At 42.1% G+C, this 19,464-nt stretch carries 16 protein-coding genes and 1 pseudogene; 8 read left to right on the forward strand and 9 right to left on the reverse strand.

Going from position 1 to position 19,464, the window contains the following annotated elements; translation table 11 throughout:
• Positions 1 to 233, reverse strand: a pseudogene (locus ACM0OT_RS12245) (hypothetical protein); the annotation flags it as partial.
• 61 nt (positions 234 to 294) lie between these two features.
• Between ACM0OT_RS12245 and ACM0OT_RS12250 the strand changes: the two are divergent.
• The 3 genes from ACM0OT_RS12250 to ACM0OT_RS12260 all read left to right on the forward strand — a co-directional run bounded on the left by ACM0OT_RS12250 (position 295) and on the right by ACM0OT_RS12260 (position 3,698).
• Positions 295 to 1,635 carry an FAD-binding oxidoreductase gene (locus ACM0OT_RS12250; RefSeq protein ID WP_414564619.1) on the forward strand — a complete coding sequence of 447 codons (1,341 nt, stop codon included), beginning with the start codon at positions 295 to 297 and terminating at the stop codon, positions 1,633 to 1,635.
• A gap of 63 nt (positions 1,636 to 1,698) precedes the next feature.
• Positions 1,699 to 3,054, forward strand: a complete 1,356-nt coding sequence (locus ACM0OT_RS12255) for a (Fe-S)-binding protein (protein WP_414564620.1) — start codon at positions 1,699 to 1,701, stop codon at positions 3,052 to 3,054.
• Between the two features lie 170 nt (positions 3,055 to 3,224).
• Positions 3,225 to 3,698 carry a TspO/MBR family protein gene (locus ACM0OT_RS12260; protein WP_414564621.1) on the forward strand — a complete coding sequence of 158 codons (474 nt, stop codon included), beginning with the start codon at positions 3,225 to 3,227 and terminating at the stop codon, positions 3,696 to 3,698.
• Here ACM0OT_RS12260 and ACM0OT_RS12265 read toward each other — a convergent pair.
• Together ACM0OT_RS12265 and ACM0OT_RS12270 are read right to left on the reverse strand one after the other, a co-directional pair.
• Positions 3,679 to 4,341: a PAP/fibrillin family protein gene (locus tag ACM0OT_RS12265; protein WP_414564622.1), complete on the reverse strand. Its 663-nt coding sequence runs from the start codon at positions 4,339 to 4,341 to the stop codon at positions 3,679 to 3,681. The two genes, ACM0OT_RS12260 and ACM0OT_RS12265, sit on opposite strands and share 20 nt — an antisense overlap.
• A gap of 149 nt (positions 4,342 to 4,490) precedes the next feature.
• Positions 4,491 to 5,909 (reverse strand): alkaline phosphatase PhoX, encoded by a 1,419-nt coding sequence (locus ACM0OT_RS12270; RefSeq protein WP_414564623.1) that lies wholly within the window; start codon positions 5,907 to 5,909, stop codon positions 4,491 to 4,493.
• A gap of 488 nt (positions 5,910 to 6,397) precedes the next feature.
• Here ACM0OT_RS12270 and ACM0OT_RS12275 point away from each other — a divergent pair, with 488 nt between their 5' ends.
• Entirely contained in the window at positions 6,398 to 9,172 is a 2,775-nt protein-coding gene (locus tag ACM0OT_RS12275) for a TIGR02921 family PEP-CTERM protein (RefSeq protein ID WP_414564624.1), read from the forward strand.
• Positions 9,173 to 9,179: 7 nt separating this feature from the next.
• Here ACM0OT_RS12275 and ACM0OT_RS12280 read toward each other — a convergent pair whose 3' ends face one another.
• Positions 9,180 to 10,241, reverse strand: coding sequence for a YheT family hydrolase (locus ACM0OT_RS12280; protein ID WP_414564625.1), 1,062 nt, complete (start codon positions 10,239 to 10,241; stop codon positions 9,180 to 9,182).
• Between the two features lie 155 nt (positions 10,242 to 10,396).
• Between ACM0OT_RS12280 and ACM0OT_RS12285 the strand changes: the two genes are divergently transcribed.
• Positions 10,397 to 11,140, forward strand: coding sequence for a response regulator transcription factor (locus ACM0OT_RS12285; protein WP_414542993.1), 744 nt, complete (start codon positions 10,397 to 10,399; stop codon positions 11,138 to 11,140).
• Positions 11,141 to 11,532: 392 nt separating this feature from the next.
• Here the strand turns inward: ACM0OT_RS12285 and ACM0OT_RS12290 are convergent, their stop codons facing one another.
• The 5 genes from ACM0OT_RS12290 to ACM0OT_RS12310 all read right to left on the reverse strand — a co-directional run bounded on the left by ACM0OT_RS12290 (position 11,533) and on the right by ACM0OT_RS12310 (position 15,276).
• Positions 11,533 to 11,865: a helix-turn-helix domain-containing protein gene (locus ACM0OT_RS12290; protein ID WP_414564626.1), complete on the reverse strand. Its 333-nt coding sequence runs from the start codon at positions 11,863 to 11,865 to the stop codon at positions 11,533 to 11,535.
• Positions 11,866 to 11,867: 2 nt separating this feature from the next.
• Positions 11,868 to 12,236 (reverse strand): type II toxin-antitoxin system RelE/ParE family toxin, encoded by a 369-nt coding sequence (locus ACM0OT_RS12295; RefSeq protein ID WP_414564627.1) that lies wholly within the window; start codon positions 12,234 to 12,236, stop codon positions 11,868 to 11,870.
• An 81-nt stretch (positions 12,237 to 12,317) separates the two neighbouring features.
• The gene (locus tag ACM0OT_RS12300) at positions 12,318 to 13,271 is read right to left on the reverse strand and encodes a DNA polymerase III subunit delta' (protein WP_414564628.1); all 954 of its coding nucleotides are present in this window, start codon (positions 13,269 to 13,271) and stop codon (positions 12,318 to 12,320) included.
• Between the two features lie 185 nt (positions 13,272 to 13,456).
• Positions 13,457 to 14,092, reverse strand: coding sequence for a dTMP kinase (tmk, locus tag ACM0OT_RS12305; protein ID WP_414564629.1), 636 nt, complete (start codon positions 14,090 to 14,092; stop codon positions 13,457 to 13,459).
• A gap of 137 nt (positions 14,093 to 14,229) precedes the next feature.
• Positions 14,230 to 15,276, reverse strand: a complete 1,047-nt coding sequence (locus tag ACM0OT_RS12310; protein WP_414564630.1) for a plasmid pRiA4b ORF-3 family protein — start codon at positions 15,274 to 15,276, stop codon at positions 14,230 to 14,232.
• 298 nt (positions 15,277 to 15,574) lie between these two features.
• On the opposite strand from ACM0OT_RS12310, the gene gap reads away from it, so the two are divergent.
• From gap to ACM0OT_RS12325, 3 genes are all read left to right on the forward strand, one after another.
• Positions 15,575 to 16,612 (forward strand): type I glyceraldehyde-3-phosphate dehydrogenase, encoded by a 1,038-nt coding sequence (gap, locus tag ACM0OT_RS12315; protein WP_414564631.1) that lies wholly within the window; start codon positions 15,575 to 15,577, stop codon positions 16,610 to 16,612.
• A gap of 213 nt (positions 16,613 to 16,825) precedes the next feature.
• Positions 16,826 to 18,256 (forward strand): pyruvate kinase, encoded by a 1,431-nt coding sequence (pyk, locus tag ACM0OT_RS12320; protein ID WP_414564632.1) that lies wholly within the window; start codon positions 16,826 to 16,828, stop codon positions 18,254 to 18,256.
• A gap of 153 nt (positions 18,257 to 18,409) precedes the next feature.
• Positions 18,410 to 19,414, forward strand: a complete 1,005-nt coding sequence (locus ACM0OT_RS12325) for a transaldolase (protein ID WP_414564633.1) — start codon at positions 18,410 to 18,412, stop codon at positions 19,412 to 19,414.
• Positions 19,415 to 19,464: the final 50 nt, after the last annotated feature.

A 19,464-nucleotide genomic window follows, 5' to 3' on the forward strand; every position in this document is an offset into this window, starting at 1 on the left:
TTTAGATTCTTCTGATTCCTTGTGTCAAGCCTGATTGAGATGCTCTTACCCTGCAAGCTGGCTAAATCTAAAGTTTGCAAACCAGGGCCACAACCGATATCGATAATTTTAGGATGTGGTGGCAAATCAACCATCTTTAAAAAAGCATTTTTTGTGGATTCAAAATCGCCGGGGCCTTCTCTGGGTATTCCTTGATGAATTTGAAAAAATATATCCTTCTGTTTATTATTCATACATGAATTTTTGTCAATTATCCTCGTAAATTAAATATAGCGACTAAAAAAACAGAAACTGATGAACGCGATGTCTAACGACAAGCCGCCGAGCTTTTACACCTCTTGTCTTGCATCTATTATCGACGAAGAAAATGCTATCTATCCTTGGGAAAATCTCGAACTCAGCCAGCGACAACATATCCAACAAGCGATCGCGCAGAGCGCAGCACCAGAGGCGATCGCATCTGTAAATTCTCCCAGTTGTGTTGTCTATCCCCGCACCCAAGCACAACTAGCCGCAGTCATTGCCGAAGCACACCGTAACAACTGGCGCGTTCTCCCCTGTGGTAAAAGCAGTAAAATCAACTGGGGTGGTTTAATCAAAGGCGTTGATATTGTAGTTAGCACAGAACGCATCAATCAATTAATTGAACACGCCGTTGGTGATTTAACTGTCACCGTCGAAGCCGGGATGCAGTTTTCTCATCTCCAGGCAATTTTGGCAAAATCGCGGCAATTTCTCGCCCTCGACCCCTGCAAACCCGAATTAGCAACTATTGGCGGTATTGTCGCTACAGGTGATACAAATTCCCTCAGACAACGTTATGGTAGTGTACGTGACCAACTATTAGGTATGACTTTTGTCCGTGCTGATGGACAAATTGCCAAAGCTGGAGGACGCGTAGTTAAAAATGTTGCTGGATATGACTTGATGAAGTTATTTACTGGCTCTTACAGCACATTAGGAATTATTAGTCAAGTAACTTTTCGTGTGTATCCACTACCGGAAGCTTCTGGTACAGTAGTACTGACAGGTAAAGCAGAGGCTATTTCCCAAGTTGCGGCGACTCTGCGAAATTCGGCTTTAACACCAACTCAGGCTGATTTGCTATCCACTCAACTTGTTTCTCAGTTAGGTTTGAATACAGGATTGGGATTAATAGTACGTTTTCAAAGTATTAGTGAAAGTGTTAAGGAACAGTCAAATCGATTGTTGGCAGTAGGAGAACAATTGGGTTTAGTAGGGACAATTTATCATGAAGAAGATGAAGGCTATCTATGGCAGAGATTGCGAGAACTAATGGATAATTCTGTCACAGACTCGGCAATTACCTGCAAAATAGGAGTATTACCGACTGCGGCTGTGGAGATTTTGCATCAATCAGAAATGGGTTTAATTCACAATGCGAGTGGTTTGGGATGGTTGCAGTGTGAGAGTTTGAGCCAGGTTTTAAAGATACGCGATCGCTTGCAAAATAATAAAGGTTTTTTGAGTGTTTTAACAGCACCAAATTCGGTTAAACAAGAGATTGATGTTTGGGGCTACACTGGTAATGCTTTGCAGGTGATGCGTCAAATTAAGGCGCAGTTTGATAGTAAGAATATTTTGAGTCCTGGTCGTTTTGTGGGTGGGATTTAGCAATTAAGAAAAAAGAACCATAAAGGTCCGAAGAACGCGAAGTTAAGAGGGGAAAAGAATAAGATGCAAGTTTCTGATAATTCTGTAAATAATACGGCTAGTATCAAAAATTTAAAGGGGTTTGATGTTAATCATCCGCCTGATCCGAAGTTGATTGATAGTTGTGTGCATTGTGGATTTTGTCTTTCCACTTGTCCGAGTTATCGGGTAATTGGTAAAGAGATGGATTCGCCTCGAGGACGTATCTATTTAATGGATGCGATTAATGAGGGTGAGATTGCTTTGAATACGGCAACTGTAGAACATTTTGATTCTTGTTTGGGTTGTCTAGCTTGTGTGAGTACTTGTCCTTCTGGTGTGCAATATGACAAGTTAATTTCAGCTACTCGTCACCAAATTGAACGCAATTATCCCCGCAGTTTACCAGATAGGATAATTCGTCAACTGATATTTTCTTTGTTTCCTAATCCTGATTTATTACGATTTTTTCTGGTTCCTTTGTTGGTTTATCAAAAGTTAGGTTTACCAAAGTTAGTCCGGGCTACAGGTTTACTTAAAAAAGTATCTCCCCGATTGGCTGCAATGGAATCAATTCTACCCACAATTACTTTCAAATCTTTTCAAGATAATTTACCAGATATAATTCCCGCCCAAGGTGAGAAGCGCTACCGCGTCGGTGTAATTTTAGGATGTGTGCAACGGTTATTTTTTTCGCCTATTAATGAAGCAACAGTGCGGGTATTAACAGCTAATGGTTGTGAAGTTGTAATTCCTAAATCTCAAGGTTGCTGTGCGGCGCTTCCAGAACACCAAGGACAAACGGAACAAGCCAAGGCTTTAGCTAGGCAAATGATTGATAGTTTTGTCAATACCGATGTAGATTTTGTGATCATCAATGCTGCTGGTTGTGGTCATACTTTAAAAGAATATGGTCACATCTTAGAAAATGACCCAGAATATCGAGAAAAAGCCCAAGCATTTGCGGCTAAAGTTAAAGATGCTCAAGAGTTTTTAGCAACAGTAGGTTTGACTGCCAAATTATCGCCATTAACAGATAAACCTTTAAATTTAGTTTATCAAGATGCTTGTCATTTATTACATGGTCAAAAGATTAGCGTCCAACCACGTCAACTGTTACGGCAAATTCCTGGAGTAAAATTAAGCGAACCCATAGACGCAGCTTTATGTTGTGGTAGTGCTGGTGTTTATAATATGCTGCAACCGGAAATAGCTGAAGAATTAGGTCAGCAAAAAGTACAAAATTTATTAAACACTGGTGCAGAATTAATTGCTTCTGCTAATCCCGGTTGTACATTGCAAATTACCAAACATTTACAGTTGCAAGGTAAAAACATCGCCGTCATCCACCCAATGGAGTTGTTAGATTATGCAATTCGGGGTGAAAAATTGAAAAATTAATTTCTCTTTTGCGCCTTTGCGCGAAACAAACCCAACCCACTCCCCCTCAAGTAAGAATTAAACTACAGCAAACAGATTAGATTGTCTGACTTAAGATTCTGACTAGTGGATGATTCTAGCCACCGCCATCAATTGCCAAACTGACAGTAGTAATTAATCAAGAATGATTTATGATTTCATCTTGGATGGTGATTGGCGCGGTAACATTTTTAATAGCAATTGGTAGTTTTTTCATCACACCCCGTGATGTCAAATGGTTTGCACAATTAAGTCGTCCCCGATGGTTAATATTTGAACCATTTATTCCCCTTATTTGGACTGTGATTTTCATCTGCGGTGCAGCTTCAGCTGATATTGTCTGGCAAAAAAATCCCGGAAGTACAATTACCTGGTTAATCATGGGTTTGTACATTTTGCTGGAAATTATCACAGTTTCCTACATTCCTCTGATGCTGAGATTTCGCAGTCTCAAAACAGGAGAAATAATTGGGCTAACTGGTTTGATTGGGGGTATTGTCTTGGCAATCTGTGTTTTACCAATTTCCAAACTAGCTACACTCTTACTTCTACCCTATCTGCTATGGAGTCCCATTGGTTCATACACCACCGATGAGTTAAGACAACTCAACCCAGAGGAGGCGTGACATTGCTACTAACATCCTGAAAATTATGGGATTTACTCAAAATAAATAAACTGCGATCGCCTCCTCGTCCAATTCTTAAAGTTTCATCTAAATAAGTAATATCAAGAGTGGGGATTCTGCCTTGAGGATTATTTGCTGGAACTACCTTAAATGGATTGAATTGGGGAGTATCAATACCAATAATTTTATCAATTGCCAGATAGCGTTTGTCAAAATTCACATTAAGGCGTTTGTTGGGAAGCGGCGATGAATTATCAATAGCTGGTGCAAAGCTAGCTGTGACTTTCACATATCCTGACAGTAGCCCAAAATAATGTTTAACAAAAGCTAAATTAAAAAATCCTTTATTCGCAACATCAATGACTTGATAGACTTGAGCCAACTGTAATCCCAATGGTAGGGAATCTAAAGACCGAATTTCTCTAGCTGTAGAGTATTGCAGTTGCCAAGCGCCATCTAACATAGAAGTAGCGTAGAGCAAAGGCTTGGGGTGAGGATTTAGTTCTTCGAGTTCCGTTGTCAATTGTTCAATTTCTGCTGCTACAGCTTTATCTAGCTGCAAATCAGTCACAGGAGAACCATCGGTTCGTATCTCCTTTAACCTCGCTAGTAATTTTTCCTTTAGTAAAAGTCGATTATTCAAGGGATAGCTTTTATAAGTTTGTAGTAAGGACTTTAGTCCTCTCTTTATTTGTAACAAAAAACCTGAGCCAAAAATTAGCTCAAGTTTGTAATAATATACTTAATTCAATTGGTATTGATTCCGGGTTTTATCTCTAACAACCCGGTTTTTTATCTCCGACGATTCCAGGGGCCAAAGATAGCAAGTGTAATACCAGGAGATTGAATGTTGAAAAACAGCGTTCTACCGTCAGCAGAGAAGCAAGCGCCAGCAAATTCACTGTTAGTGAGATTGTTAAACGCAAACTGATAGACTTCACCGTCTTGGTTAACGCCCACAACATATTGCACTCCACCACCGTCTTCGCAAAGAAAAAGGTCTCCCCAGGGAGCAACAGTAATATTGTCTGGCTCATCTAGAAAATTACCACTAGGAGATGCTTCCACGACAAGGGTTAACTCTTCTTTGGCAGGATCATATGCCCAAACTTGACCATTACCTCTGGCGTTGCTGGCAGCAGAAACTGGAGGCCCAGCCTGAGTAGCGACGAAGTAAATTAATCCATTACCATACCAAGCTCCTTCACCACGGAAGAAGATAGCTGCACCCTTACTTTGCGCCTCAACACGAACAGTATCTTCCTCTGGATCTGGATTATCAATTTTGACCCATTCTACTGGGAGTGTTTGACCAACCTTAATTAGCCCCAACTGACCACCAAGATTAGGATTATTGGTCGTATTCAAGGCAAAGTTGTTTGCACCTCTAACTTGTAAGGCATACAAACTGCCACCTTGAGCCAAGTCACCTACTTTACTAGGTCTAACGTTAGGCACAAACCGATAGAAGCAGCTATCACCACGGTCTTCAGTTTCGTAGATATAACCAGTTCTGGGGTCTACAGCCACAGCTTCATGGCTGAAGCGTCCCATGTCTATCAAGGGAACTGGGCTTACCAAACCGCTATTAGGATCAGCAATAACTTCAAAGTTGTAACCATGCTTGATGGTTTCCATAGTGCCAGAACTAGTCATGTTGGCACTGGTAGAGAAGGTTTCTTCGCAACTAATCCATGTCCGCCAGGGTGTGGGGCCACCTGCACAGTTACGAATAGTTCCACCTAAAGAATTAAAGTGCTTGATAAGTTGGCGGTTAGGGCCGACTACCAGTGTGGTAGTTCCACCTTGAGCGCCTGTAGAGTATCGAGGTGAACCAAGAACTGGATTTGAGGCAGAAGTACCTAACTCGTGGTTGCGAACCAGGATTGTTGTGTTGTTAGCTCCCGGAAACGCAGCCATACCGTCGTGATTAGATGGCACGGTAAAGCCATCATCCATTTGATCACCAGTAATTGAAAACGCAGTGTAGTTAAACCCACGAGGAAGTTTCAAAATGGGTATTCCTCTGTAGTCAGCAGAAAGTGCAGCAGTGTTGATTGGCAGTTTTTCTTCCAGGATGCCGTAGCCAGTACTGTTAGGCATTTCACCACGGGCAACCTTGGCATAAAAGGCTTCTAGGGGTGAAACCATAGTCACTGTAGCTGCACTTGTGCCAGCTAAGGTTAAAAATTTCCGTCGTGAAAATGGCATAAAGTTAATCTCTCTCTTGCGTAAATATTCGGCATTACGCTGAGAATTTATTAGACCAACATTAACTACGGATAATGATTAGTTTAATACCAGGTTAGCGATAACCTACGATTCGGTTATGACACTAATATTCAGCTAATTCGCACTCCAGCAAAAATAATACATAACTTCATATTCGTATTTTCCTGGTGACCAATAGTTTCTGATGAATGGTACAAGCACCCAAATTTTTATGTGTAACCACCCAATTTGAAATTATAAATTAACTATCAACTAGATTGATATTACTACATCCATTCTCATCTAATCTTCATCTTTATGAAGTGTGTTGTCTTTCCAACTTCAGGCATTTTTTGGGGAATTATAAATTTACATTGAATTTTTGATGTACATTGTAATTTTTTGGTGATTCCTCTATTACTTATTGGAAATACACCATCTAAATTTTGTAGCAGCAGTAATGACTACTGGTAGGAGGAGATAAGGCTGTGAAGTTTTTCTGGAATACTACTTTTTACGCTATATTTTGGCTGTGGAATTTAACATTTTTAATACTTGTCTATTTTGGAATATTACCTTGGCTAATTGTGCCACTATTCCAAAGTACGTTACAGGGCGATATTCCAGCCGAGTTTTCTCTGACTTTAGTTGCTTTAATTGCTATACCAACAGTCTCGACAATGATTGGTGGTAAATTTTTAAGCAAACAACCCCTACAACTTCTCCGTTTATTTTATGGCGTAGAAGCACCACTTTTTTTGTTGTGTTTATTGCGTTTATTTGTAATTCGGGAGTTGACACCCGCTAGTACCCAGATTCTTGCCACGATTGGAATATGTATTACGGCATTTTGTGGAGAATTATTTTTTGGTTATGCTTCCAGACAAAAAAATGCTCTGAAATGGGCACAAATGGTAGCGCATAGTTTAATGCTATTATTCGGCATCTATGCAGGTACTATTTTACTATTTTACGCCTTGCCTTTAGCAGTGTTTTTAGTGCAAGAGTTTATTAAATTTGAGTGGCTAAAGGGTTTATGGTATGTGTTGAGTTATGGTTCCTTAATTAGCGGGTTATGGGTTCTCAGTCTTTCGCTAATTATGTTTGCTTTTAGTGCCACTTTATTTATTCTAATGCCATCTGTACTAGCGGCAATGTATATGCATTCTGGCTCTAGGTTTTTACAAGTTTTTGCCAAAAAATACGGGATCAAAAAAACTTTAGCTGGTGCTACTACTGTTTTTATCGCTTTTGCAGTTAGCTTTTTATCCCTACAACAACAGCCACAAGTTTTGGCTTTTTCACTATTAGCTAATACTCCTAGTACTCAGCAAACCCGCCAAACTGTTTTAACCAAATCAAATGAAATTCGTGATGGTTTAGTCAACGCTTATTTATCTTCTTATCGTTACCTCAGCAGCAAAGAAGACAATAATCATATTAGTGCCATGTATCAGCAGGTACTAGGCTTAGATAAATCTGTAGCTCATAACATTCAAAATGGCTACAACTTCTTGATGTCACCCTTTTTATATCAAGGTTCAGGCAAAGATGCTGACAAAGCCGAAAAACTTTATGCAGATTTTTTTGATACCCCCTTACAAAAATCTGAAAAAGCAGCAGTAACTCATGCTGTACAATCTACTTTTAACCAGCAAGAAGTAAAAGCTGGTTTATTGAATATCAACGAGAAAAAAGTTTGGTTAGCATCACAACAAGTTACCGTCAAAGAACATGGTGATTGGGCTGATGTGGAATTATACGAAGTTTACAAAAATCAAACTCCCGAAGTTCAAGAAGTTTTTTATTCATTTTCTTTACCTGAAAGCGCTGTAATTACAGGGTTATGGTTAGGAGATAATAACCAACTATCCCAACGTTTCCCCTTTGTGGTTTCCCCTCGCGGTGCTGCCCAGAAAGTTTATAATTCCCAGGTGAGAAGGGAACGTCCCGTAGATCCAGCTTTACTAGAACAAGTAGGGCCAAGACATTATCGCCTGCGGGCTTTTCCTATTCCTCCCAATAATGTGCAACAAATTTCAGGAGAAGCACCACGCCCTACAGAAATGCATCTATGGCTAACTTACCAGGTGATGGGTCAAGATAAAGGTTGGGCGATGCCCGATTTAGGGGAAAAACGCAATATTTTCTGGACTAATGATACTAAACGCACCCGCAACGGTAAAGTTATCAACTGGCGACAAGATGCTTGGTTAGAAACATTTATCCCCGCCAGTGGTGCAATTCAACCTGCACTACATAAAGTAAATTTAGAAAATGACGAGAGCATTGTCATTAAGCCTTTATCTTCAAAAGATTACGCATTACCTAAAAATCAACGCATCGCCTTAGTTTTGGATACTTCTCGCAGTATGGGTAACCATATTAAGGAATTATCGCAAACTGGGAAGTGGTTGAAACAGCACGGTTTTGCAGACAAAGATTTAACTAATAATGATGCCGATTTATACATCAGTGTCGCTAAAGGTGCAGCACCTCAACGGCTAGATGATATCCAACAATTCAAAGCCGAAAAAACTATTTTTTATGGCACAATTCAACCCCAGGAAATGTTGGAACAGTTTAATCAACTGCGTGGTGACACAGCCTATGATGCAGTGTTACTGGTGAGTGATGAGGGAAGTTATGAGTTGTCACGGCGGAATAAGACTGTTGTTGTCTCACCTGCACCTTTATGGATGGTGCATTTAGGTGGGTTACCCGCAGCCTACAACGACGGAATCATTAAATCTATCCAAGATAGTGGCGGTGGAGTTTCAGAAGATATCGCCGAGGTATTACGCAGAATTGCCACAAAAACAGCATTAGGTGACTCTGTAGTTAGTGTGGCAGATGATTATGCTTGGTATGGTCAAAAAACCGCAGAAGTCAATAATCTGCAACAAACAGCCGATTTACAACCAATAGCCGCCCGTCAATTAATTTTAGGCTTGAGTAAACAAATCAGTTTAGACAACCTTAATAGCTTAGATGCAATTCACGCGATCGCCAAAAAATATGAGATCATTAGCCCTTATTCTTCCATGTTGGTTTTAGTCAACGATGAACAAAGACGCTTACTCCAAGAAGCCGAAGCCGCAAGCGATCGCTTTGACCGCAAAATAGAAGATGGTAAAGAAACCCTCACCAAACCCAATAATCCCTTAAAAACCAGCATCCCTGAACCTACCGGCGGCTGGATATTAGGTGTGAGTGCAGCAGCATTATTCATCCTGGTAAAACGTCAACACAGAAGAAACTAGACAGCAGTTATTGATGTCGCTGGTATTCTAACCACTGTAACGTCCGATTCCAAGCCCACCAGATATCAGGATCTTGTGCTTGCTGCTGACCTTCTTTGCTACTCAAATAACCGACATGACCTCCATACTTGGTAAGTAACAAATCTAGTGCTGGATTACTGGCGCAAGCTGCTTGTAACTCCGGGATGATGTCTGGGTGAAACAAGGGGTCATCGGCAGCATATAAAATTAGAGTCGGTTTTGATATCTGGGGCAAAATTTGTAAGGCACTGCTGGCTTCATAATATGCTTCCACAGAGGGAAAACCCAATCTGCTAATTACCAGTTCATAATCAAAAGCCCAGATACTGTTGGCTCGTTTAATTGCTTCCGGGTCAATTGTGCCAGGATGAGCATCGTGGATTCGCCATGCCAGTTGTTTTAATTTACGGGCGATCGCCTTTTCTAAGTATCTTCCCACGGGTTGTCTAACTAAATAAGTAAGCGATCGCAGGGAATCCAAACTCGGACAAATGACTACGCCACCACCAATGTCACTGTCTTTTATGCCTAAATTTTCCTGGGTTTTGGGTAAATCCGTAGCCGCTTTCAAGCCCCATAACGCTAATTGCCCTCCTAAGGAAAACCCGGTAAACCAAAATTTACTTGGGCATCCCATAGCCGCCACCGCCGCCGCAATCCGCACAAAATCTTCTCCTTCATACAAGCCATCGGAGGTCAAAGTAGGAGATAATTCAGCCGTTTTACCGTGGGCGCGCCAATCAAATAACACCACAGCGTATCCTTGGGCATAAGCTTTACGCCCTAAGAGTCGCAAAAACCATTCTTCTTCCAGATCACCTGTAATGCCATAAGTACCAATAATTGTACTATGGGCATTTTCGGGGATGGCGACCCAGCTAAAAAGTGGCACACTCTGAGCGCCCATAAAAACTGTTTTATGGTATTGCGGTTCTGGATGTGGAGTTGTTGTTTGCCAATAACGACTTCCCCATAAAGAGGTGTAGACGGTCATTGCTATGCCATTTTTAAGAAAGCGAGCCGGATTGTAGGCGGAGTCACACAACATTTCTCGAATTTCGGGTAATTTAGTTCTGATTACACCATCCTTCAGTTTTAATGTTTATGTCAGGTTTCAAATCTTTTTTATAATCAAGACAGAAATCTTTGTATCTACCAAAGGTTCTTATTTATCCTTAATCAGTAGTAATATTTTTTTTAAGAATGCCAAGGATTCTTGTCATAGACGATGACCCAGCCATTTCAGAACTTGTTGCCGTCAACTTGGAAATGGCTGGCTACGATGTCAGCCAAGCGGAAGACGGTATCAAAGGTCAAGCGCTAGCTCTCCAGCTACAACCTGACTTGATCATGCTTGATCTGATGTTACCCAGAGTAGACGGATTTACAGTTTGCCAACGCCTGCGCCGAGATGACCGCACGGCCGAGATTCCCGTACTGATGCTGACTGCTCTTAGCCAAACACAGGATAAAGTAGAAGGCTTCAACGCTGGAGCAGATGACTATCTCACCAAGCCGTTTGAAGTAGAAGAGTTGCTGGCGCGGGTACGGGCATTATTACGACGGACTGACCGTATTCCCCAAGCCGCAAAACACAGCGAAATTCTCAATTATGGGTCTTTAACTCTTGTCCCCGAAAGATTTGAGGCTATATGGTTCAATGAAACTGTGAAATTAACTCACTTAGAATTTGAGTTACTCCACTGTTTGCTACAACGTCATGGTCAGACAGTTTCCCCTAGCGAAATTTTGCGAGAAGTATGGGGATATGATCCAGATGATGACATTGAAACCATTCGTGTGCATATCCGCCACTTGAGAACCAAACTAGAACCAGACCCCCGTCACCCTCGCTATATCAAAACAGTGTATGGTGCTGGATACTGTCTAGAATTGCCTAGCCTACCTCCATCAAATGAGGGGGCCTCAGCATCAGTGGTTGAGTAAAGTCTTAACTATACTGAATGTGAACGGAAATCGTGTAGCAAATCTATCAAAGTACACTTTAACCCCACTGACTCTACTCCACGAAAAGCCACCATCAGCTCATCTACGCATCTGTACTTTGTTTCGCCACGTACCCTATGAGAAGGCCCCTACTCTACGAGAAGCCGCCCTCCAGAGGACACTGCGTTAAGAGCTACTGCGTTGCTAAGAGAAGTCGCAAGGAGGAATGAGCCAGCGCTGCTGTCAGACAGTCTTGTCTCCAGATTTGAGATTTGTTTTGTGAACATTCCAAACCCCAAATTGAATGACCGGCGCTGGTTCGCCTCTAGGCGAACTTCTACAAAATCTGCTTTCTCATCCGTAAACACCAGAAGATATTGACCCCCATAATTTTATAGCGATATCACAGTTTCAGCAGACTGGCCCGGCTCATGACGAGAACGAAGATGTAATGTGATTTCTGTATCGAGTCGCTTGAGGAAAATGAGAAGTTTACCCTCACTGAACCGTTGAAACTCTCCTTTCATTAAATGAGAGACCTCTGGCTGGGGAATGCCAAAAAGTTCGCTGATTTCGCGCTGTTTCAGGTTACGGTGTTTTAGAAGGCGCAGTACCTGAATCCCAATCTTACCCCGCGTAAAAAGTTCATCTGCATTTGATAAACCAATGTCAGCGAATACGTTACCACTACTTTCTTCAAAAACGGGTTCCTGTTCCTGTGTCATTATTATTTCTCCCTACCTACCGCATCCTTATAGCGTTGTTTAATCAGGTCAATATCAACCTGTGGAGTTTTAATTCCTTGCTTTGATTTCTTTTGAAAAGCGTGCAGGACATAGATTTTCTCTCCAATTTTTACTGCATAGACTGCTCTGTAAGTATCGGTATCGTAGCGTTTGACGATTTCATACACGCCACTTCCAATCCCTTTTAAAGGCTTGGCATCCATTGGTGTTTCTCCTGCTTGTACCAATTGCAGCGCATAACCTACTGACGCACGCACCTCTTCAGGAAATGAGCGGATATTTTTGAGAGAGTCTCCTATCCAAACAAGAGGTCGTAAAGGAATTTCTTGAGTATCCTGATTATCATCCATTTTATATGAAATTTCCTATAAAATAAGTAAGATATATAGCATGAAGTACAAGCAAGGCTCGAATAGTTCATAGTATAAAAATTAACTTAAAGCCTTGAACATAGCGATGAATGTACATTCCCAAACAAGGCGTGGTTGGGCATAACAAAGTAAGGCTTTACGCGTTTTTTCTAGCTGGTTAATAATTCCTGGTTGATGCCATTGCTGCCAGTAGGATTGTTGAAGATAATCGATTAACCATAGCTGCGCTTCTGTATCTAATTCTTGATCAATTTTTTTGCCTAACTCCAAGGCATGGCGGTAAGATGAAGGCGCTTTGGTGACATCTTGGAGTAAATTATCAGTAATTGTCTGCAATTGTTCATAAGATGCGATCGCACTCCCTGGACTACCAGCTGCTATACGTAACGCTACCTGATGCTGCAAAATTTCCGTATGGTTGGTTTGAGTAAGTACTTGCGTTAAAGACTGTGTATCTAAACGATAAAAAGGAATGCGTTGACAGCGTGATACCAACGTCGGCAACACAGACTCAGAAGATGGTGCAATTAAAATTATCGTTGCCTGTCCAGGTTCTTCTAAAGTCTTCAGTAAAGCATTAGCGGCTGCTTCTGCCATTGTTTGTGCTTCTTCCAGCACTACAACATTTCTTGGTGCTTCCAAGGGAGGACGGCCGAGAAACTCAGTAGTTTCCCGAATCTGCTCTAGTCTAATTACAGGCGGTGCTTTGCGCTTCAGTTTTTTTTCTGCTGCTTCTTTTGCTGTTAATCGTTGTCCTTGGAATTGGTATGTGGGCTGCACCCACCATAAATCAGGATGATTGCCTTGACGCAAACGACTTTGTAAAGTATCAATATTACGCGTCTGACTAGAAAACAACAATTCCACAAAGCACCGGGCGGCTAAACTCCTACCCACGCCATCTGGCCCTACAAAGAGATAAGCAGGGGCAACCCGACTGTGTTTTACAGCCTGAGTCAATAATTCTATGGCTTGTGGTTGCCCTAAAAGTGGTGCAAATGGATCGCTCATCATGAGTCAATTGTAAGTCGACTCATGACAGCATTATTATATTTTATTCTTTTATCAGCCCAGATTTTTGCCAAGCTTGCCGCTGTTGGTCGTATTCACAACACTTCTACAGCCGTTGAACCCTCGTAATTTGGCTAAGGTAATCAGAAATTTCTCAATGAGACTGTTGGCAAAAAAGGAACCATAGATCAATTCCCAGATTGCAGGCGATCGCCTAAAATTTCCTGGATCACTTGTTGCACAGCTTCTTGACTTAGGTTCCCATCTACCCGCACAATTCGAGACGGATACGATGCGGCTAACTCTGAGTATCCTTGCTGTACCCGGCGATGAAAAGCAATTGTTTCTTGTTCAATCCTGTCGAAATCGTCTTCATTTCCTCTTTTGCGAGCTAGTCCGACTTCAGCATCAACATCTAACCAGATAGTTAAATCGCTTTTTAAACCACCAGTGGCAATATAGTTAAGTTGATTAATTAAACTCATATTCAAACCCCGTCCATAACCTTGGTAGGCAGTGGTAGAGTCAGTGTAGCGATCGCACAATATATATTTTCCCGCTGCTAAATTTGGCTTCAGTTCTTGTTCTACATGTTGCGCTCTATCAGCAGCATATAAAAGTAACTCTGTCAATTCAGCAATTGGTTTGTTTTCGCTCTTATCTAGTAATAAATGGCGCAACTGCAAACCTAACTCTGTCCCCCCAGGTTCACGCGTAACAACTACTGAAATACCTAGATTTTGCAGCCATTGACAACACAGATGCATTTGGCTGGTTTTGCCACAGCCTTCTACCCCTTCAAAGACAATTAATTTGCCGCCCATGCTTGTTATGTTGGTTTCAACTGAGATTTTACACCAGTTGCTGAAGCCTTAATGAGTTTTGAGCGATCGCCTTAATGCCAAAATTCGTAGTATTGATACTCGCTCACAATAGCACCTGATAATTTTCTAGCCTTTTTCTAGTCAAAATCTGCGTATTGAGGTGGACTAGCCCCAACTCGCTTAGTAATTCGGGGATACTTGCCTGATGGAGCTTTATCTACAACGTTTGTAACATCAATCTGATGCCACCAATCATCACCAAAATCAAACCAGTAACCAAACGCATCATCAATAGATAAACCCAGGGAAGCAATTGTAGTACTAGCAACATCCCCTGTAGGCGCTTCTGTAAAATCAGAACTTGAAAATGCTTGTTTTAAGCCATACCGTCTAGCATTGGGATCTTGCGGACCACTTCCTCCCACTTGAAATTCGTACATATGCTCTTCTTCTCGGTCGAATGCCTTAAAGATGATTTTATGCAGATCCGCCAAAGTATTACTACCCTTAATCTCAATGGTTCGAGATACCACTGAATTTTCAGCCATAAATTCCTCTGTAATTGGGCCGTCAATTAAAAATACATCCAGTACATATAAAGCATGAGGAGAAGTGTTAACTGCTTTTGGTTCCTGGGGTGATGCTGGCGTTTCACTAATATCTTCTGATGCGCCATTGTCTGGAAGATAAGGAATGAAGCCCTGTGCATATGCTACTTCTTGAATTTGTCGAGGTACAGACCTGGCATCTAAGATAAATCCATCAACAGAAATCATCCAAGCTATGGGGTTGTCGTCTAACTTACTGGGTAGGCACCAATTAGGGTCCATCTGATGCATGTCCAGAGTATCCCGTACCTGTTTTGATTTTGATTGACCAGTGCTAGAGCTGACACCAAACCACTGGTACAAATCCTTGGCACTAATATGAGGATCTTGAGAAGGGTCAAAGACAAAATTGACCATACCGATCGCATGAGTAATTCCACAAGCCCAAGTGTTATCCTTACCCTTTGATAATGGCGATGGTCTCTTGCGACACAGGGCGGCTGTGGCAAATCGAATCAACTGGCTATATTCATCGTTTAAATGTTGTTTGGCAAAATCATCCGTTATGGCCACAATGCTATTGAACTTTTCTTGCATTGCGTTGGGAACATTTTCCGATTTTTGAGTTTTAGCCATACTTGTTACCCTGGGTTAGCATTATCAGCGACTGACACGGAATCAAAATTTGCATATCTTACTTATAAAAAAACACATAGTTGACTCATTGGTATATTAATTTTTACAAGTATCAAAAATATTTGAATTATTGATACTTTATATTTACACCAATAATAATGAGTGGATCAAACCTTAAAATATGCCAAGCAAATATGCCTTAGCTAGTTAAGACTGTCAGGATCAGAAGGTAAAGGGTAAAAGTCATGTTCTTTTACTTTGCGCCTTTTGTTTCACTCCCACAACAGGAGGTTTAATCTTGACTAAGTTAAAAGTTGGCATCAATGGTTTTGGTCGGATCGGGCGACTTGTGTTGCGTGCTGGTATCAATAACCCCAATATTGAGTTTGTGGGGATTAATGACTTAGTACCACCAGATAACCTGGCTTACCTATTCAAGTACGACTCAACTCACGGTCAGTTGAGAAGTAAAGTAGAAGCGAAAGAAGACGGTATCGTTATTGATGGGCATTTTATCCCTTGTATGTCGGTGCGGAATCCGGCTGATTTACCCTGGGGCAAATTGGGTGCAGATTATGTTGTAGAGTCTACTGGGCTGTTCACTGATTATGAGGGGGCTTCTAAGCATCTGCAAGCGGGTGCCAAGCGAGTGATAATTTCTGCTCCTACGAAAGATCCAGAGCGGGTACCAACGCTGTTGATGGGTGTAAATCATCATTTATTTGACCCAGCCAAAGATTTAATTGTCTCTAATGCTAGCTGTACCACCAATTGTTTAGCTCCCATTGCTAAGGTGATCAATGATAACTTCGGATTGACCGAAGGGTTGATGACTACAGTTCACGCCATGACTGCTACTCAGCCTACTGTAGATGGCCCCAGCAAAAAAGACTGGCGCGGTGGTAGGGGTGCAGCCCAAAATATTATTCCTTCTTCCACAGGGGCGGCGAAAGCAGTAGCATTGGTTTTACCAGAATTGAAAGGTAAGTTAACTGGTATGGCTTTTCGGGTTCCCACCCCCGATGTTTCTGTGGTTGATTTGACTTTTAAAACTGCCAAAGCTACCAGCTACCAAGAAATCTGTGCGGCGATGCAAAAAGCTGCTGGAGGTGAATTAAAAGGAGTATTAGGATATACAGACGAAGCAGTAGTTTCCACTGATTTTCAGGGTGATACCCATTCCAGCATTTTCGACGCAGGTGCTGGAATTGAGTTGAATGCTAATTTCTTTAAAGTGGTTGCTTGGTATGACAACGAGTGGGGCTACTCGAATCGGGTGGTTGATTTAATGTTATCGATGTCACAGAAAGAACAACTTACTGCTGCTGTGGCTTGATGAATTGGGGGCTAGAGGCTAGAGGCTAGGAATACTCTGCCCCCTGTTTTTTCAGGCATAAAAACGCATTTTTACTGAGTAAAGGAGTGATATGAAACACAGGCGAATTTGGATGTATTAAGTGAGGTAATCGCCTAAAGCATCCATAGTCGCAGGTTATGGGGCTGAATTACGAATTATTCACCCCAGGCTATTTTAAAACCCCTAAACTTTATGCGTCGAACCAAAATTATCTGTACTGTTGGGCCTGCTACGTCTGCACCGGAAAAATTGCAAGCTTTGGTAGCAGCGGGAATGAATGTGGCGCGGTTGAATTTTTCCCACGGCGCTTATGAGTTCCATGCCCAAACTGCTCGACATCTCAGACAAATTAGCGCTGAACAGCAAAAACCAATTGCGATTATGCAAGACTTGTGTGGCCCCAAAATTCGTTTGGGAACTTTACCACCGGCAGGTCTGAAGGTGGAAGCAGGCGATGAGGTAACTTTTGTTTTGCAAGACAAGGGTGAAAGCATCGATGAACTGCCTTTACCATTGCCGACTTTGTTTGCAATGGTGCGGCCAGGGGAACCGATTTTAATTAACGATGGTCGCGTGAAGTTAATTGTAACGGAGCGTGATGCTGATAAAATCCGGGCGTTGGTAAAAATTGGTGGTTTACTTTCCACTCATAAGGGTGTTAACTTGCCAGAAACTCCTTTACCTGTGAGTTCGATCACCGAAAAAGACTTGATGGATTTGCGTTTTGGCATCCAGTTAGGCGTGGATTTGGTGGCGGTGTCTTTTGTGCGATCGCCTCAAGATTTGGAACCTGCTCGACGGATGATTGAAGCGGCTGGGGCGGCGATGCGGTTGATTGCTAAAATTGAACGCGTTGAGGCTGTAGAAGGGTTTAACTCGATTCTTGAGGTTGCAGATGCGATTATGATTGCCCGTGGCGACTTAGGGGTGGAAATGCCAATCCATCAAGTTCCCATGATTCAAAAGGACATTATTCGCCGTTGTAATCAAGCTGGTAAGCCGGTGATTACTGCCACACAAATGCTAGAGTCGATGATTAGCGCTCCCGATCCCACTCGCGCTGAAGCCACTGATGTAGCTAACTCGATCTTGGATGGTACGGATGCAGTTATGCTTTCTGGGGAAACGGCTGTGGGAGAATATCCGATTGCGGCTGTGCAAATGATGCATGATATTGCTGTGTGTACAGAAAAATCTTTACCAGCAGGTAGTAGACATTCCTGGTCCCATGAAGCAGGTAATCTTAGTGTCACCGAATCTGTGGCAGAGGCGGTGTGTAGAATAGCTTACGAAACTGGCGCTCGAGCAATTCTTTGTAATACTTCTTCGGGAAGTACAGCCCAATTAGTATCTAAATATCGTCCTTCTACACCGATTATTGCCCTGACTCCTGACGAAACTGCTTATCGCCAATTAGCGCTTTCTTGGGGGGTAGAATCTTTACTGATTCCCCCAGTTTACAAAGCAGAAGAAATGTTTATGAATGTGGTGAACACAGTTGTCGAAATGGGTTTGGCAAAACATGGCGATAAGGTAGTAATTACCTCTGGTGTACCAATTGGTAAATCGGGCACAACCAGTTTAATTAAAGTGCATTCTATTGGACAGCCAATTTTGGCTTAACACGCCTAGAATAGGGCTGAGGCTCTAGACTGCCAGTAAATTTAGGCGATGTTTAAGTAAGATTGCCAAAATCAGAATTTTCAAGAACAGGACAAAGTAACCAAGAAGGGAATTTAAGTAAGTCCTGAACAAGCACAACTCACGGAGAAATTTATGTCTAAAAGTTTACTAGAGCAATTGCGTCAAATGACAGTTGTGGTTGCAGATACAGGGGATATCAAAGCAATTGAGAAGGTGCAACCCCAAGATGCCACAACAAATCCTTCCTTGATTACATCGGCGGCACAGATGCCAGAATATCAAGAAATCGTTGACCAAACTTTGCTGCAAGCCAAGAAAGATGCCGGCTCTAGTGCTAGCCAAGCCGATATAGTTACTTTGGCTTTTGACCGTTTGGCAGTAGCTTTCGGGTTAAAGATTTTACAAATTATTCCTGGTCGCGTTTCTACAGAAGTAGATGCCCGTTTGTCTTTTGATACAGAAGCTACCGTTACCAAAGCTAGAGAATTAATTGCTCAGTACAAAGCTGCTGGCGTTGACCGCGATCGCGTACTAATTAAAATTGCCGCTACCTGGGAAGGTATTCGCGCTGCGGAAATTTTGGAGAAAGAAGGTATTCATTGTAACTTGACCTTGTTGTTTGGTTTACACCAAGCGATCGCCTGTGCTGAGGCTGGTGTTACTCTGATTTCGCCCTTCGTTGGTCGGATTTTGGACTGGTACAAAAAAGATACAGGCAAAGATAGCTACCCCGCTGCTGAAGATCCAGGAGTATTATCTGTCACTACAATCTACAACTATTACAAGAAATTCGGCCATAAAACCGAAGTCATGGGAGCCAGCTTCCGTAACATTGGCGAAATCACCGAACTTGCTGGTTGTGACTTGCTGACAATCTCTCCAGCGCTGTTGGCGGAATTGCAAGCTACCATTGGCGAACTACCTCGCAAACTTGATGCTGCTAAAGTAGCTGAATTGAAAATTGAAAAAATCTCCGTTGATCAAGCTACCTTTGACAAGATGCACGCTGCTGACCGCATGGCATCTGACAAACTAGCAGAAGGTATTGATGGCTTCACCAAAGCACTAGTTTCTTTAGAACAACTTTTGGCAGAACGACTAACTCGCCTGGAAGGAGAAGTCATCGCCAGCCACTAACGGCACTATTCTGAGCATTGACAAAACAGGTTGGGGAGAACATCTTCAAC

This window comes from Anabaena sp. CCY 9613 (assembly GCF_963920895.1).
Lineage (GTDB): Bacteria > Cyanobacteriota > Cyanobacteriia > Cyanobacteriales > Nostocaceae > Cyanocohniella.